The organism is Collinsella aerofaciens (assembly GCF_005845035.1).
GTDB lineage: Bacteria > Actinomycetota > Coriobacteriia > Coriobacteriales > Coriobacteriaceae > Collinsella > Collinsella aerofaciens_I.
On sequence record NZ_SPFO01000014.1, the window covers coordinates 16,140 to 31,102 of the forward strand.

At 54.9% G+C, this 14,963-nt stretch carries 14 protein-coding genes, 1 tRNA gene and 1 pseudogene; all 16 read left to right on the plus strand.

Going from position 1 to position 14,963, the window contains the following annotated elements; genetic code table 11:
* The first annotated feature begins 101 nt into the window (after nucleotides 1-101).
* The 16 genes and pseudogenes from FGQ67_RS07100 to FGQ67_RS07185 all read left to right on the plus strand — a co-directional run bounded on the left by FGQ67_RS07100 (nucleotide 102) and on the right by FGQ67_RS07185 (nucleotide 14,566).
* The gene (locus tag FGQ67_RS07100; protein ID WP_171025242.1) at nucleotides 102-1,898 is read left to right on the plus strand and encodes a P-loop NTPase fold protein; all 1,797 of its coding nucleotides are present in this window, start codon (nucleotides 102-104) and stop codon (nucleotides 1,896-1,898) included.
* Between the two features lie 275 nt (nucleotides 1,899-2,173).
* A complete protein-coding gene (locus tag FGQ67_RS07105; protein WP_138340952.1) occupies nucleotides 2,174-3,019 on the plus strand; it encodes a hypothetical protein in 846 nt (281 codons plus the stop codon).
* Nucleotides 3,020-3,030: 11 nt separating this feature from the next.
* Nucleotides 3,031-4,239, plus strand: coding sequence for an AAA family ATPase (locus FGQ67_RS07110; protein ID WP_171025243.1), 1,209 nt, complete (start codon nucleotides 3,031-3,033; stop codon nucleotides 4,237-4,239).
* A 289-nt stretch (nucleotides 4,240-4,528) separates the two neighbouring features.
* Nucleotides 4,529-5,680: a hypothetical protein gene (locus FGQ67_RS07115; protein WP_138340956.1), complete on the plus strand. Its 1,152-nt coding sequence runs from the start codon at nucleotides 4,529-4,531 to the stop codon at nucleotides 5,678-5,680.
* Nucleotides 5,681-5,869: 189 nt separating this feature from the next.
* Nucleotides 5,870-6,145, plus strand: coding sequence for a type II toxin-antitoxin system RelB/DinJ family antitoxin (locus tag FGQ67_RS07120; protein ID WP_055310766.1), 276 nt, complete (start codon nucleotides 5,870-5,872; stop codon nucleotides 6,143-6,145).
* Nucleotides 6,142-6,441, plus strand: a complete 300-nt coding sequence (locus tag FGQ67_RS10405) for a type II toxin-antitoxin system RelE/ParE family toxin (RefSeq protein ID WP_117641041.1) — start codon at nucleotides 6,142-6,144, stop codon at nucleotides 6,439-6,441. The genes FGQ67_RS07120 and FGQ67_RS10405 overlap by 4 nt, the downstream gene beginning before the upstream one ends.
* A gap of 476 nt (nucleotides 6,442-6,917) precedes the next feature.
* Entirely contained in the window at nucleotides 6,918-8,030 is a 1,113-nt protein-coding gene (locus FGQ67_RS07130; protein WP_171025244.1) for a hypothetical protein, read from the plus strand.
* Nucleotides 7,963-8,775 (plus strand): Abi family protein, encoded by an 813-nt coding sequence (locus FGQ67_RS07135; RefSeq protein WP_171025245.1) that lies wholly within the window; start codon nucleotides 7,963-7,965, stop codon nucleotides 8,773-8,775. The genes FGQ67_RS07130 and FGQ67_RS07135 overlap by 68 nt, the downstream gene beginning before the upstream one ends.
* Before the next feature lie 353 nt (nucleotides 8,776-9,128).
* The gene (locus FGQ67_RS07140) at nucleotides 9,129-9,440 is read left to right on the plus strand and encodes a hypothetical protein (protein WP_138340962.1); all 312 of its coding nucleotides are present in this window, start codon (nucleotides 9,129-9,131) and stop codon (nucleotides 9,438-9,440) included.
* Entirely contained in the window at nucleotides 9,437-9,736 is a 300-nt protein-coding gene (locus tag FGQ67_RS07145) for a nucleotidyltransferase family protein (protein WP_138340964.1), read from the plus strand. Before FGQ67_RS07140 ends, FGQ67_RS07145 begins: the two co-directional genes overlap by 4 nt.
* Nucleotides 9,737-9,934: 198 nt before the next feature.
* A complete protein-coding gene (locus FGQ67_RS07150; RefSeq protein WP_138340966.1) occupies nucleotides 9,935-10,603 on the plus strand; it encodes a DUF3990 domain-containing protein in 669 nt (222 codons plus the stop codon).
* The gene (locus tag FGQ67_RS07155) at nucleotides 10,584-11,273 is read left to right on the plus strand and encodes a helix-turn-helix domain-containing protein (protein WP_138340968.1); all 690 of its coding nucleotides are present in this window, start codon (nucleotides 10,584-10,586) and stop codon (nucleotides 11,271-11,273) included. The genes FGQ67_RS07150 and FGQ67_RS07155 overlap by 20 nt, the downstream gene beginning before the upstream one ends.
* A 196-nt stretch (nucleotides 11,274-11,469) precedes the next feature.
* Nucleotides 11,470-11,982 carry a Fic family protein gene (locus FGQ67_RS07165; RefSeq protein WP_171025246.1) on the plus strand — a complete coding sequence of 171 codons (513 nt, stop codon included), beginning with the start codon at nucleotides 11,470-11,472 and terminating at the stop codon, nucleotides 11,980-11,982.
* Nucleotides 11,983-12,027: 45 nt separating this feature from the next.
* Nucleotides 12,028-12,816, plus strand: a pseudogene (locus FGQ67_RS10290) (DUF3825 domain-containing protein).
* A gap of 138 nt (nucleotides 12,817-12,954) precedes the next feature.
* A tRNA-Val gene (locus tag FGQ67_RS07180) sits at nucleotides 12,955-13,029 on the plus strand.
* A 379-nt stretch (nucleotides 13,030-13,408) separates the two neighbouring features.
* Nucleotides 13,409-14,566 (plus strand): hypothetical protein, encoded by a 1,158-nt coding sequence (locus tag FGQ67_RS07185; protein ID WP_138340976.1) that lies wholly within the window; start codon nucleotides 13,409-13,411, stop codon nucleotides 14,564-14,566.
* Nucleotides 14,567-14,963 lie beyond the last annotated feature (397 nt).

The following is a 14,963-nucleotide window of genomic DNA, read 5'->3' on the forward strand; positions in this document are numbered from 1 at the left end:
AAGCTTGTGACATCATTGTTGTGGACGGGGCGGCCTCGGTTGCGGTTTGATCTAGCGCGGCGAAGGAAATCTTTCGCTCTAAGTTTATGCAGGAGGGAATAATGGAGACATGCCGGTCAAAAGAACCTGCTGATCAGCTCATCTGTCATATCGATTCCTATCTCAAGGATAAGGACAATCAATATGCAATTGCACTTGAGGGAGATTGGGGGTCGGGAAAGACCCGATTCATTGAAGAGAAGCTCGCCGAGCATCTTAAAGATGGCGAATACGAACTTGTCCGCGTTTCTATGTTCGGAATTGCTACTGCTGATGATCTATACGAACGCATTGTGATGGCGCTCGTACACCTTAGCGACAAGAGCATGAAGACGCAATCTGCTGCCAAAATGATGGGGGGCGCCCTCAACGGCATTTCGAGAGCTTTTATTAAAAGAACGGGATTATCCTTGAATCTCGCCGTCGAGATACAATCCGTTGCCTGCCTAATGCTCAGAAAGAAGCACTTTCTTGTATTCGATGATGTGGAGAGGCGTTCTGAACATGGCGACGATTTGGCGCTCTTCGGAACGATGAACGATCTTATCGAAAGACTCGGGATGAAGGTCATGCTGGTTTCAAATGCCTGGGGAGGCAGCGATGGGCAACCACTGCGAGCGTTCGATAGGGACGTACGCGAAAAACTAATTTGGAAAGTCTATTCGTTCAGACCTTTCCCGTCGGCATTGGCAAAAGAAATTCTCATGGGAGACTGCCGCCCATCGGAAGACCTTGATATGTATGGTGCCATACTTGCGGGAGTAAAGGCCAGCGGATGCGTAAATGCTCGAGCAATGATACGTGCTCATGAGTTAATCGGAAGAATTTGCAGTCTTGAGGTGGTTCAAGATACAGGAATTGCACCCCAAAACCGGTTTAATGCTCTGCGAGACGCAGTCCATTTTGCTTTGTTGACCTCCATGGGGAGCGCACCCGACATGCCGAAAAACGACGCGCCGGCGGAATTGCTCAGTCCGAAAGCTCTTGAATACGAGCGTGGCGTGGCTCTTTACGAGCAATACTCTGATTTCTCCGTGATAGGTAGGGCTTTCGACCCTTCAGGCGAAGTAACAAAGGATGATCTTGAGCAAGGGTTTAAAGCGTACATTGGAAAAAGGTATCCGAGCAACTGCGATACCCTCGAAATTAGAGAGATCGCTAAAGAGATGCGGGGCGCGTACGCTCTTGATGACGATGATGTAGATGCACTCGCGCAGCATTATTTTAATTTAGTTTCCAGGGGGCATTATTCAGTCGATTGTTTGCACGACGTGTTCGATGTTTATTACCTGCTATCCGATCTCGAATGGGAATGTCCATTTTCGCAAGATGACTTTATCGAATATTGCAAGAAAGTGATCGATGCCGATCCAGACAAAGCTATTGAGCACCTTTCTGGACCAGTATTTTATACAGACGAGAGGCGGGAGAGACGGGAGCTCGCTGAAGTACTTAAGCGTTATGCTCAGACAGAGTTGAATAAAAGGATGTCGACTCAGTTGATGATATCTGAGAGAGCGGAGGAACTGACGGGCAGAGAGCTTGCTCGTCGTCTCAACGATGCAGTGAAACGCGATGTCAAAGTGTTAGTTAATGCTACTCCGAGAGTCATTGTCGAGACATTTTGCAGAGAGGATGCGTCGAATCAGGAAGCGCTTCGCATGTTCTTTGTGCATCTTAATAACGTTCAGATTCCGGGCGGGGCGCCATCGGCGGCTTTAGTTGAATGGATACTTGAGATAAAGAATGCACTGAAAGAAACGAACGTTGAAACGAAAACCGGCGCGATGAGAAGGTGTTGGTTCTTGAGAAATCTTGAGGAGCTTGAGAGCCGATTTGGGCATTCCAGACAGGAGTAACACCGATGCGCCACTTGTCGTGCGCTTCAATGCCAGCGGTCTTGATTTACGCTTGCGCGGTGCCAGCTTGATTTCATTTGTTGCATAGATCGAAGTATGAGCCGGTCGCGCCTTCTTCGCTGTGACCATGGTCTTCTATCCGTCTCGGCTGCATGGTGAGTTCGATTGCTTTTTCGGAGTGGCAATGATACGTATGGTGTGAAACGGATGGTACGCGGATAACGAGGGGCGAAAACAACGACAGCCCCACGCTAAAGGAAAGGAGCGGAGGAACTATGCCAGAAAATAAAATACCAGGCCTCTTCACCGTCTACTACATGAATCAGCAGAAGGTGTTCGAGACGAGGATGCTCCTGGACAACAAGCTCAAGACTACAAGCTCCAAGGAAAACCAGAACGGGACGACAAAGAGAGCATCATTGAACGCCGAAGCGGAGCTCAACCCTCCCTTCCTGACGAAACTCAGGGCAAAACTCGAAGGAAGCGTCAGGCACGAAAAACAAGAGAAGATCGTGGACACCCTCGAATACGTGAACACAAATAGCCGGATGCTCGCCGACATAATGGAGCACTGCAAAGCCCCCGAAAGCGGAACAACGCTTGCAGAAGGCGACCTCGCATACATTGGCGATGTCTCGCTGAAGCTCATCAATGAGGACGAGATTCGAGGCATCATGGCGATCATGAGCGGGACCTTTGACGGAATCACCGTCCACGATGCCGGAGACCTCGACATCGGCCACATGATGCAATCCTTCATAGGAGACGGCGCAGCCTTCAAGCTCAGAGGAAACCGCGCAAGAAGAAGAACGCCGCTGTACGCGAAGATTCCCCTCGACGGAGAAGAGATGTTCGAAAGCGGGTACACAATCGACGACCTGCTCATCGGAAAGGTCGGCATCGTCGGGATATGCAAAGGGAAAATCACCCCGGCTCAGATGAAGAGCCCCTTTGATTACTTCCAGCAGCCAGGCGACCCAAAACGCACGCCGCAGAACGACATTGTTATATGCGGAAAGAACCCGTCACCCACAGCCATGACCGTCGGCGGCAATCGGGCAGAACAGGGCTATTACATAGACATCCTTGCTGTCATTCAGGCAGTGTCCTTCGAGGCTTGATAGGCAACGCCATGCGCAAACTCGTCACATACAACAAATCCCAGTATAAAGCCCTGATCGACCAGCTCGGAGTAGACGGCTTCAAGTTGATGTCACTTCTCGAACTACACGGAAGCGACCAAATCTCCGAGCTCCTTTCCGAGAAAAAGCTCGTCGTGGACGTTTCATCATTCATGGGCTTACTATCGGGCGATCTCCAGCTGGCATCGAAATTCGAGCTCCTCGTCCACCAGCTACCCTTTGGCACCCTCTTCATCGGAGACGATAAAACCGTGAACGAAGGAGCATACCAATTGAGAACCATGTTCGACGACATAATAGACTGCGACATCGAGGTCGATGAGGGCACCCAGAAGGACAAAAGAGGAAAGAGAACACTCGTATCCCTCGACGAACTCGAATTCATGCAAGTCCTCACCACCCTCGAAAGCGAGCTCATAGGCCAGATCGAATTCAAACGCTCCTTCGAATCCCGATCGCGCAGCTTCAGGCTCTTCAATGCGCTCGGCGAGCAGCCAGTATTCTCGCTGCTCCTTCTTGGCCCTTCGGGTGTCGGGAAAACAGAAGTTGCCAAGATCCTCTGCGAGGCAATCGCGCCATGCCAGCCCCTCCCTAAGGTCAATCTCGGGAACTACAGCAGTAAGGACTCTCTCAACTCCCTGATCGGCAGCCCGAGAGGATACATGGGAAGCGAAGAAGGCGAGCTGGGAAAGAAGATCGACTCATCCGATGCCGGAATTCTCCTGGTGGACGAGTTCGAGAAAGCTGAACCCGCCGTCTGGAACTTCTTCCTCGATCTCCTCGAGACAGGATCGTTCACGGACTCCCAAGGGATGGAGCATGATCTCCACGGGTTCATCATCGTGTTCACGACAAACTGCCCCCTCGGGAAGATCGATGAAACTTTCCCGGCGGAACTCCTCTCCCGCTTCAGTTTGATGAGCCTCTTCTCCAAGCTAAGCATAAGCGACAAAAAGCTCTTTGTCGAAAGATACGTCTCCATGTTTGCCAAGAAGTACAGGGAGACTGATCTCAAGGGTTTGCCGACATTGCCGGACGACATCGCCGACAAGGCAAAGGTGGAAATCGACATTGAAGCGACCGAAAACATCCGGATCCTCAAGAACACAACAAGATCCTGGATCAGCGAATTCGTGGAGAAGGCCCGAAAGAGCAGTTCAATCACGACGCCGTCCTCCATCATCCACACCCAAATTTAACGAATATATATTCTTATTGCATCGCATCTACATTACCAAATCCAGATTGCTTGAGATGTCATGACGCAAGTTCAGATTCACTTCGGAGTATCATGCTGTCAATTTGAAGGATGCTACCTGCTTTTAAAGAATCGAAACGGAGGTTGTAAGTCGATTCTTCCTTTCACCGACTGACAAAACGATTTACACCTAATTGTGCACATTGCTCACGCGATTTCTCTTTGCCCCCGCATCGATCTCGCTAGACTAATAAGTGCTGCCACCAGGGCATTTTCTGGTGCACATTCTATTGGCTCCTGCGAAGATCGGAGCGGGTATGTTTGCCGCCGAGTCCCACACCAGCCGTCATCACATCGCGATCGCTGCCATGGCCTGCCTATGCGTCTTGCTGGGCGGGCCTTCCTATGCCGCGGGCGCGGAGAGCCTGCTCATCGCGGGCGCGACGTACCGCGAGCCGGGCGTGTCGGGTCCCGGCTGGGCCTGGACCGATGCCGGCCACCTGGAGCTCGACGGCTACGCGGGCGACGCCATCGGCGCCGACGGCGACCTGGTCGTGACGCTTTCCGGGCAGAACACGGTGACGGAGTCGCATGCGCCCGATGCGGACATCTCACAGTGCGGCATGGAGGTGTGGGGCGACCTGACGCTCCGCGGCACCGGTTCACTGTCGGCATCGGGCTCGCAGTGCGCGATCCACGTCTCGCGGGCGCTCGCGGTGGACGGCTGCGCCGTCGATGCCCGGGCGGACGGGGCAAACGTCACGGACGAGGCCGTGGCCGGCGTGATCGCCGGCGACATGGCCGTGCGCGGCGGCGGGCGCGTCGTCGCCGTCGGTGCCGCGCCCTCCGCCGGCGTGCGTGCCTACGGCGTGTACCTGCAGGATGCGGGCCTGAGCGATGGTGCAGCTGGCTGTCAGCTTTCCGTTGACACCTCGTGGCTCGATGCGACCGGCGCCGACGGCGGCGCTGCGTGCACGGGCGGGTCGCTTGTGTCCGCGCGCTTTGTGTCGCCTGCTGGCGGAACCTTTGGTGCTAGTGGCGTGGTGGATGCCTCCGGTGCGGTGGCACCGCATGTGGTGGTTGAGCCCGATGTCGTCACGCCTCCGGCGGGGGAGAACGATGGGTCCGATGTGCCGGGCAGCGGGACGGGCGCGCCTGATGGTGGCGCCGGTCCCGCTGCAGAGCAACCCGGTACGGAGCCAACGACGGTTGCCGCAATGAAGCCTGCGGCTACGTCGCCCAAGACAAACATAACGACCAAGACGAGGGTGACCAAGACCACGGTGCCTGCGCCGTCCAAGCCTAAAGCCACCAGCGCGACCGCAGCGACACTCCCCAAGACCAGCGACAACAATTGGATCGCCGCATCCTTTACGCTACTCCTGTTGGGACTGGGGCTTCTAGGTGCCGCATATCGCTGTTGGGGCGTGCGGCATACCTAGCTGCAATACAAGAGCCCTGTAGAAGCTTTAAAGGCAACGCTTTCCGAAAGGGAGCGTTGCCTTTTTACTGCATGCAATGTATGAGGTGCCGTACCACTAAAAGGCTTAGTTAATTGATTGTAATTACATAATCTACTAGTGTATGTGCTTTATACTAAGGTTGCACTCACACGATTGGAGGGTCCAAAAATGGCAAGCTCAACATTAACCATTAGGGTTGACGATGACCTCAAACGCGAGGCAGCAGAAGTGGCTGATTACTATGGACTTGATTTGTCGTCCGTGACGCGCGCATTCTTCAAGCAAATGGTCAACACCCATCGCATCCCGTTGACTTTTGCCCCTGAGGAGCCCAATGCCGAAAGCCTTGAGGCCATTCGCGAGGGGGACGCGTTTCTTGCATCTGGCAAAAAAGGACGTTTTGACAATGGCGCCGATCTTATCGCTGCGGCGATGGCACAATGAGCACGTTAACCGCAGAGTTCTCTGCAGCCTTCTCCCGCGATTTAAAGAAAAAAGCAAAGCGCCGTAAATGGGATCTATCCGAGCTTCAAAAGCTAATTGACCTGGTGCTACAGAATACACCCGAGTCAATGGACATATTAAAACGACGTCATAATATGCACCGGCTAAGCGGCAACTGGGCAGGGCGAAACGAATGTCACGTAGCAAACTCTGGCGACTGGCTTGTCATATGGTCATCAAACGAAGAGGTAGCTTTCTTTGAACGCACCGGCAGCCATGATGAGCTGTTCCGATAGCTCCCTTAATATCGACACCACCAAAGCTATCCGGATTTCAAGCAAATGACATCCTATTTGTTCAACATTGTTGGAGATTTAGCTGCGCAATGATGATTGCCTCCCATCCTAGGCTGGAATATCGTCTCCAAACCAGGCCCTGGCAGCGGTTTGCTCTGCAAAAGGTTGCGCAATGTGCTCGCCGGTAGATCCTGCGTGTGGCCATACGCTACCAGACTCTTCCTTTTCATCGACAGGTTCCTTAAAGCGATGGCCCAACACTGTCGATGAGCGGAATGCGGCAAACTGCGCCCCCGCGTTCTCTATCGAGGTGCGTCGATCCTAGGTACGAGGGGTTCGCCCAGATCGAGACGACCTATTAAGGCATCTCTGTCCCTGTCGTCTCGATGAACACCTTCGACCTGACTCATGCCTTACGCGATGTTCGGACAAACTCGGTTATAGCGATTTGCTTTCTCATTAAAAGGGACTGCAAGATGTTTACCGCCATGGCCTGCCTATACATTTTGCTGGGCGGGCCTTCTTATGCCGCGGGCGCGGAGAGCCTCATCATCGCGGGCGCGACATACTACGAGCCGGGCGTATCGGACCCCGGCTGGGCCTGGACCGATGCCGACCACCTGGAGCTCAACGGCTACGCGGGCGAGGCCATCGGCGCCGAAGGCGACCTGGTGCTGACGCTTGCCGGGCAGAACTCCGTGACGGAGTCGCATGCGCCCGATGCGGACATCACGCTGTGCGGCATGGAGGCGTGGGGCAACCTGACGCTCCGCGGCACCGGGACCCTGACGGCGACGGGCTCGCAGTGCGGGATCCACATCTCGCAGGCGCTCGTGGTGGACGGATGCACCGTCGACGCCCGGGCGGACGGGGCCGATATTACGGACGAGGCGGTCGCCGGCGTGATCGCAGGCGACATGGCCGTGCGCGGCGGCGGGCGGGTCGTTGCAGCGGGCGCCGGGTCCGGAGCGGGCGTGCGCGCCTACGGCGTGTATCTGCAGGATGCGGGCCTTGGCGCTGGCGCGGCCGGCTGTCGGCTTTCCGTCGACGCCTCGTGGCTTGATGCGGCCGGTGCAGATGGCGGGGTTGCTTGCACGGGCGGGTCGGTTGTGTCCGCGCGGTTTGTTGCGCCTGCTGGCGGGGTCTTTGGTGCTAGTAGCGTGGTAGATGTCTCCGGTGCGGTGGCACCGCATGTGGTGGTTGAGCCCGATGCGGCCACGCCTCCGGTGGGGGAGACCGGTGGAGAAGGCGTGCCAGGCGGCGGGACGGGTGAGACTGTTGGTGATCCTGCTGCGGGGCAGCCCGGTGCAGAACCCGCGACGGACCCCACAGTGAAACCCGCAGCTGCGATTCCCAAGACAAACATAACGGCCAAGACGACGGTGACCAAGACCACGGTGTCTACGCCGTCCAAGCCCAAGAGCATCGCCGCGAACACAACAGCGCTCCCTAAGACCGGCGACAGCAACTGGATCGCCGCTTCCGTGACGCTTTTCCTGCTTGGTACAGTATTTCCCGGTCGTGAACGGTTACCAGTCGTTTTTCCGCGACCCGAGCACCCGGGTATACCGCGAAGGCGCCACTTTTGAAGACATCCTAGCGCTTTACGAGTTCGACGTAGAGCTCAGGGAGATAATGCTCGATGCACTGCTCAAGGTCGAGGCGAAGATCAGGTCGGCGCTTGCCTACAAGTTCTGCGCTACATATGGCGAGTCCCAGAGTAAGTATCTAGACGCTCGCTGCTACGCGACATCGAAGGGCGCGAAGCGTGTTCTCCCAAAGCTGCTGAACATGCTTGAATATATCGCCAACAAGGATACCAGCCATGAATACCTCGCCTACTACCGCAGGGCAAATAAGAACGTGCCGCTATGGGTCGCCGTGAACGCCATGACCTTCGGACAGATTTCGAAAATGCTCACGGCACTTAGGGACAACGAGAAAACCAAGATCGCCAAGAGGTTCGGGGTCGGAAACCCAAAGGAACTCTCTTCGTTTATCCGTGTGCTCGCCCTCTACAGGAACGTCTGCGCGCATGGCGAGCGCCTCTTCTCCCACAGGTGCCACTTTGAGATTCCTGACACGGCCTTACACGCCAAGCTCGGCATCGAAAAGATTGGGCCGGATTGCGTTTGTGGCATGGTAGACGTCTTCTCGGCAGTGATCACGCTTCGATACCTCCTGCGCGACGACGAGTTCAAAGCATTCAAGGCTAAGCTCGTCAAGTGCGTTAACGGATACTTGTCATTGGATGAGAGCATCGGCGAGGAGCGCCTCCTTGAGGCCATGGGTTTCCCGGCCGAATGGAAGAAGATAACCAGGTATAAAATTTAAGATCGACCCACCTAAAAGCAAAATGGCTTAGGATCTATCTAACATGAACCACGAATCGGTTCATACAGTTGAGGCTGCCAAGAACGTAATAGACGCCGGCCTTCTTGAGCTGTTCGAACGCCTGCAAGCCGTTAAGCATGCAGGCGTTCGAATCTAGGCACGATCCATGACATAAAGCCCGACCAACGCACAACGACAGTTTTCCATGTCAAAAAGACACTGAAGTGTGAGGTGGTTCGAGTCTCGCTAATACAAATAATCAGCAGTTCAGGTCTTATGGGAATAATTCAATTCGCATCACGCTGCATCTAATCTGTTCTTTATACGCGGATGTAGACACTAAGGAGGCAAACATGCTTTGGAGCTATGTTCAGCTTGATGATGGCACCCAGTTTGCCTACTCAGAGAAAAGAGAAAACGGAACCGTTCGCGTAGCCGTCGAACGCCCGGTTGACTTTGGCTTTGACCATGCGAATTGCTTCTTGCCTGCGATCAAATGGTTCAACGTCGAAGAATTTACTGCTGATGACCTCAATTTCTTGACAGAATTTATTAGATCAAACGCCCCGTTTATCTTCGAGCTCGCCGAACGACAAAAAGCCGGCCTGGCGGTTTCGGCGCTGGCCCTCGGACGTTCTACTGTCAATCGCCCAATTGAGACATGATTTCACTTGATTACATATCATCCGCGGTATGCCGCGTGCTGGCTCAATACGACGTCAGCGAAGCATATTTATTTGGCTCGTTTGCCCGAGGCGAGCAAACGCCCGATAGCGATATTGACTTGCGCCTAGTCTGCGGCAACACCATGACGTTCGGCACGCTTTACGAACTCTCCTATAAGCTCGAGAAGGAACTTGGGCGAAAGGTTGATATCGTCACCAACCCACCAGAGCACATGCGCCCGGCATTCCGCAAAAGCATCGAGCAAGATGAGGAGCGTGTCTATGAAGCTCTGTAAGCAGGACGAAGCGTTAGTGTGCTCCGGCGTGATCAGCAAGTCTGAATTTTGTCGCATACTTCCGGACTCGGCGAGCCTTAGAAGCCAGTATTGAACTCAAACTCGGTTCCAGACACCCTCTTGCTATTTGAATACAGGTATCGCTCTAGCGATAGCATGTTATACTATCGCTAGAGCGATACCTGTTAGGAGACTCGCGTGGAACTGTGGCATGGTTCTCAGAAAATCATTGAGACTCCCCAGCTTGGCCTGGGGAAAATCCATAACGACTATGGACAGGGATTCTATTGCACAGAGAGCCTCGACCTTGCAAGGGAATGGGCATGCTCGCGAGATGCCGATGGCTTTGCGAATCGCTATGAACTCGATATAGCCGATCTCAAAGTTCTCGACTTGCTATCGCCGCAATATTGCGTCCTGCATTGGATAGCGTTGCTCGTTGAGCATCGTTCTTTTCGCAAAGATACCGCCATTGCCGCGGGGGCGTGCGAATATCTCCATGATCACTTTCTACCTCAGACGAGCACTTGCGACGTAATAAGGGGGTGGCGTGCGGACGACTCGTACTTTAGCTATGCCAGAGCTTTTGTAAACAATACGATCACCGTCGATCAGCTTGGACGATCTGTGAGGCTCGGTAACCTGGGGGAGCAGATTGTGCTCAAAAGCGAGCGTGCGTTTAAGAGCATTCGTTTTGCTGGATTTGAACGTGCGCAGCAAGCTCTGTATGGTCCATTGGCCAAGGAACGAGATGAAGCGGCAAGGGCGCAGTATCGGGAGCTCCTTGCCGAAAACCCGTTTGAGGGAATACGTATCGTCGATATCATTCGAGAGGGGATGACGGGCGATGACCCACGCCTACAGTGAGATGTATCTCGAGGATGCAATGAGAACGCTGGGCGAGGCGGTCGATTTTGCTCTCTGTGACCAAGGGCTGACTCCAGCCGAGTTGACGGCGATCATGTCGAACGCTCTTGAGATGAAACAGTTTGAGCGCGGTATGCCTCGCGTCGTCTGCGGCATGGCGGGCGACGAGCTCGCGCGCGATATTATCGCCCATGCGGGACTGACCCCCGTCAAATGTAGGGAGACCTATCCGTTCGACCGTTCGCCTCAGTATTGGGCGGGGTGGGTTATGGCCTATACGCAATGGGTGAGCAGCTTGGGCTTTAATAAGCTACTCGAAGTCGCTCCGCTCGATTGGATCATCGGCTCGTACCATCCGCTCCACGAGGCCTCCGAAGATAAATTCGCCCAGATTGTCATCGAAAAATGGAACAACGCCCAGGCAGACAAAAAGGGCCTCAAGGCGGCACGAAAGGCTGCCGGACTAACGCAAAAACAGCTCGCCGCCCAATCGGGGGTTAAGCTTCGCGCCATACAACTCTACGAGCAGAACCAGCTCGACCTACGCCGCGCCTCGGTTTCCTCGGCATTGGCGCTTGCAGACACCCTAAACTGCACCATCGAAGACCTCGTCTGGCAACCGATTGCTCTGGAGTACGACTCGCAGGCTATTTCGTCTGTAAAGCTATAGAGGAGTCAGACATGCCTTGGAGCTATGTTCAACAAGATGACGGCGCTGATTGCGTTGCTCAAGAAGATCATTCAACTGCGCACGTGGCAAATTCAGCATCACCGATTTTGCTCGGCGGCACCACGTCAATCGACGAAGCTATTCGGCTGACCATTTCGAACATGCCCAACGCGCTCAGGCTCTTGGAGAACTCATGATGGCGGACACGAAGCGGGGAGCGCATCCGTTCGCGCCGCTCGTGCTCGATGATACCGGTTCGCTCGAAGATATGGCCGCAGCCGTGATGCGCCTGCACAGCACGCTGATGACGGTCGGGCGCTGCTATACAACCGACGCCACAGGCGACCGGGCCGCGCTTGAGCTTGGACGCGTCGAGTCCGTGCTTGCAGGTGCATTCTGTACGATATTCGGCCAATCGCCGGCTGATCGCTTCGCAGACATCTTTGACCAGGTCACTTATGTGGCCGATCACATGGTCAAGGACCACATCTTTGAGGACGGCAACAAACGCACCAGCCTTGTCTTTGCGTTGTCCGTCCTAAGATTCACCGGCACTCCGGTCGTACTGTCCGACAGCCCCGAGCCCAAAGACAACCAGTACCACGCGTGGATCCAGGACCTCGTTTCCAGTCGCCGCACGAACAGCGAGCTAGCCGAAGAGCTGCGCCGCGGTTGCGTTGTGGACACGGGCTACCCGTCGCACGTATAGAATCTAAGCATCCGCACGCCAGTTATTGAATGGATTGGACGCCACATGGAACTCCCTAGCACCCTGTGCAGCAATGTCTATGACTTTGCGTTTTGCCCCGAGCCCTGCTACGACCGCCTAGTCGACCTCGCCGATCCCGAGGACTGGGGTCCCGGGAACCGCATCCTCAGAAACTACTTGTCGTTTTCGTTTAGCCGCGCGGTGTTCCTGACCGAGCGCGACGTGGACCAGACCGCGCCGTCCAACCTGCCGCTGGTGTTCGACGACGACCGCTGCCTATTCAACACCGGCCTGTACACGCGCCGCTACGAGACCATCTACGGTCTGTTTGAGCCCAACACCAAGCCCGACGCGCGCTAGCGCTGGTTTTTGAAGGGCTTCTTTAAGGAGAGCGACCCCATGCTGGTCTCGTTTGAGTACCTGCCGTGCCGCGTGCGCTTTGCCGAGGACCCCTCCGAGCTAGTCTTTGACTACCGCCTGCCTATCCGCTCCAACATCGACCACATTCTGGGCGATGAGGAGAACCTGACGCGTATTCCCGCCAGTCTGATGGGGGAGGGTAACTCGTTGCTGCTGCGTCGCGCCTTTGAGGGCGCCGTCGTCGAAGCCGCCCGCCGCGCCGCCGCCAACTACACGCTCGCCGTGCCGCAGTTCTACGGCGGCCGGATCCAGCTGCTCTTGCCGCTGTGCCTGACCGGCGACAAGCCCGAGCTGGCGCTGACCATCCAGCGCGAGGACGGTTTCTACGCCGCGCGCACCTGCCTCACGCTCGACATGGCCTACAACAACGCGCGACTTATCTGCCGCCCCGAGACTTCGTGGATTAAGCGGTAAATGGTGGTTTAGCTGCGGTTTTGTCGATTGCTTTGGTTGCTTTGGCTTGGCTAGCACCCACGAATTTAAAATCGGAGGCAAAAAGTTCTTGGTAAACCACGTACGGCTATGTTAGTATCTCTTTTGCCGAAAGGCGACGGGCGATTGGCTCAGGGGTAGAGCATATCCTTCACACGGATGGGGTCACAAGTTCGAATCTTGTATCGCCCACCATCAAAAGAGCAGGCCAGAGGTGTTAAGCCTCTGGCCTTTTTCTTTTTGACACTAAATCTGACACCAAAACCAATCGCAGTCGTCTAAGGCGAGATTTTTATTCCACCCTTTTTGCTGACGCCATTGCACGTTTTGCATAAAATGCATGCGTATTTTCATTGAATTCCCCGTGTGATCCAAGCGCAAATGTGAAGAAAGAGATCACACGCCCAGAGCGCCTTCCAGCGGATTTCTATCACACGAAGGTTTTTCGGCGGAACTCGTCAAGTATTTGGTCAGTATTTGGTCAGCCTCCCGTACTTACCCGCATGATGCCCCGTTAGATAATCGTCCACGACCACAACCGCATGGTCTACGGCCGATACCAGGGGAGGCGCAAATGGACGAAATCGTCTGCGCAAACACCGCATTCCGCTATTGGCGCTGCCCACCGCAGGTGCGCGACCTCTACCCGTGCCTACCCAACTCCGAAGAAGGCTGGCGAGCTCTATCCCAAGCCCCTTTCGTAACCGACGTCCTCAAGACCCCGATTATCGCTGTTGCTTCGCCAGGTTGTTGTAATCACCACTCGGGATTGCGCTCCACTATTCGCTGGGAAGGGGCATCGGATGTCAGCACAACAATCGACACTCATTTAGGCTTTTGTGTCACCAATCCGCTTAACACGTTATTTACTATGACGCGCTTTGTGTCCCAAATAGATCTCGTACTGGCTATGTACGAACTTTGCGGCTGGTTTTCTGTATTCGAGCCGGCTCCCGCTGCCGAAATGCAGCTAAAAATGGCGGTAGAGGAGAATCGCAATTCCAGCACGCAGGATTTGTTCGAACTTGGAGAGGGCGAAGACGAGGTTCCATGGAAACGAGTTTATGCCCGCGCAACCGTAAAGGACCCAGATAATGATGGCCAAACGAGCAAGCGTAAGGATGAAAGAGAGGTTACGAAACTCAAAGGTACTTCTCTTTGGATGAGAAAGCCGCTCATCGAGCTAAGCGATCTGCATCGATTCGCCGACAAGATCAAAAGTCAAATGTGGGGAAAGCAGTTTTATGATGCCACTCAGCAGGTTATCGGCATTGCTGCGTCTCCGCTCGAGGTCGCCGGGGTCCTGCTTCTAAGTCGTTCTCGACGTCTAGGTGGTGCAGGATTCAGATACGTGTACCTCAACGATTTAACCCCTCTATCCGTGGCAGCCCAAAGCATCGCAGGTCAAAAGGTTTGCTACGGCGACATCGTGATTGTAAACCCAATCCTAATGAAGGCAGTAATTATCGAGATCCAAGGTGAAGTCATCCATGGCTCAGGCGCGGTACTTGATCACGATGCGGAGCGCATGACTGCGCTCCAGAGCATGGGATTCGATGTATTCCTGGTGACTCACGATATGCTCAACGATTCAAAGCAGTTAGACACCATAATCAAAAGCGTCTGCAGTCGTTTGGGGATTCAATATAAAGCCAAATCCGAGGCAATGAAGTGCGCCGAGACGCGACTGCGAGCAAATGTTTTGTGCAACTGGTTGGAAATCGGAAATTAGCCGGCGATAAGGAACTAGAAAGATCTAGTTTGCCTGCTAGCGAATTATTGCCATTTCAAAACTATGCCGGATTACGGGGCTGGACCCGGACCGGCCGTCCATACCCTGCATTTCACGGAATGCGCAAGCCGTCTACCTGCGGTTTTGATTTTACCGATGACGGCATGCTCGGGGGTTCCCGGCCTGGCCCCGTAAACCGGCATGGTTTTGAGATCGCCGGGTGGGCGGGGGCGCTATTGGTCCCGATAATGGGCCTGGCGCCGGCAGGATGGCCGTTGGCGGATGGTGGCCCGCGTCGCGGAAGCGAAAAACGGCGGTCGGCGGGACTCGAGATGTCCCAAGGGCGCCGGAGAGGAGGGCGGCGGCAACGCCGCCGCCCTCGGGGCGCGCCCCCGCG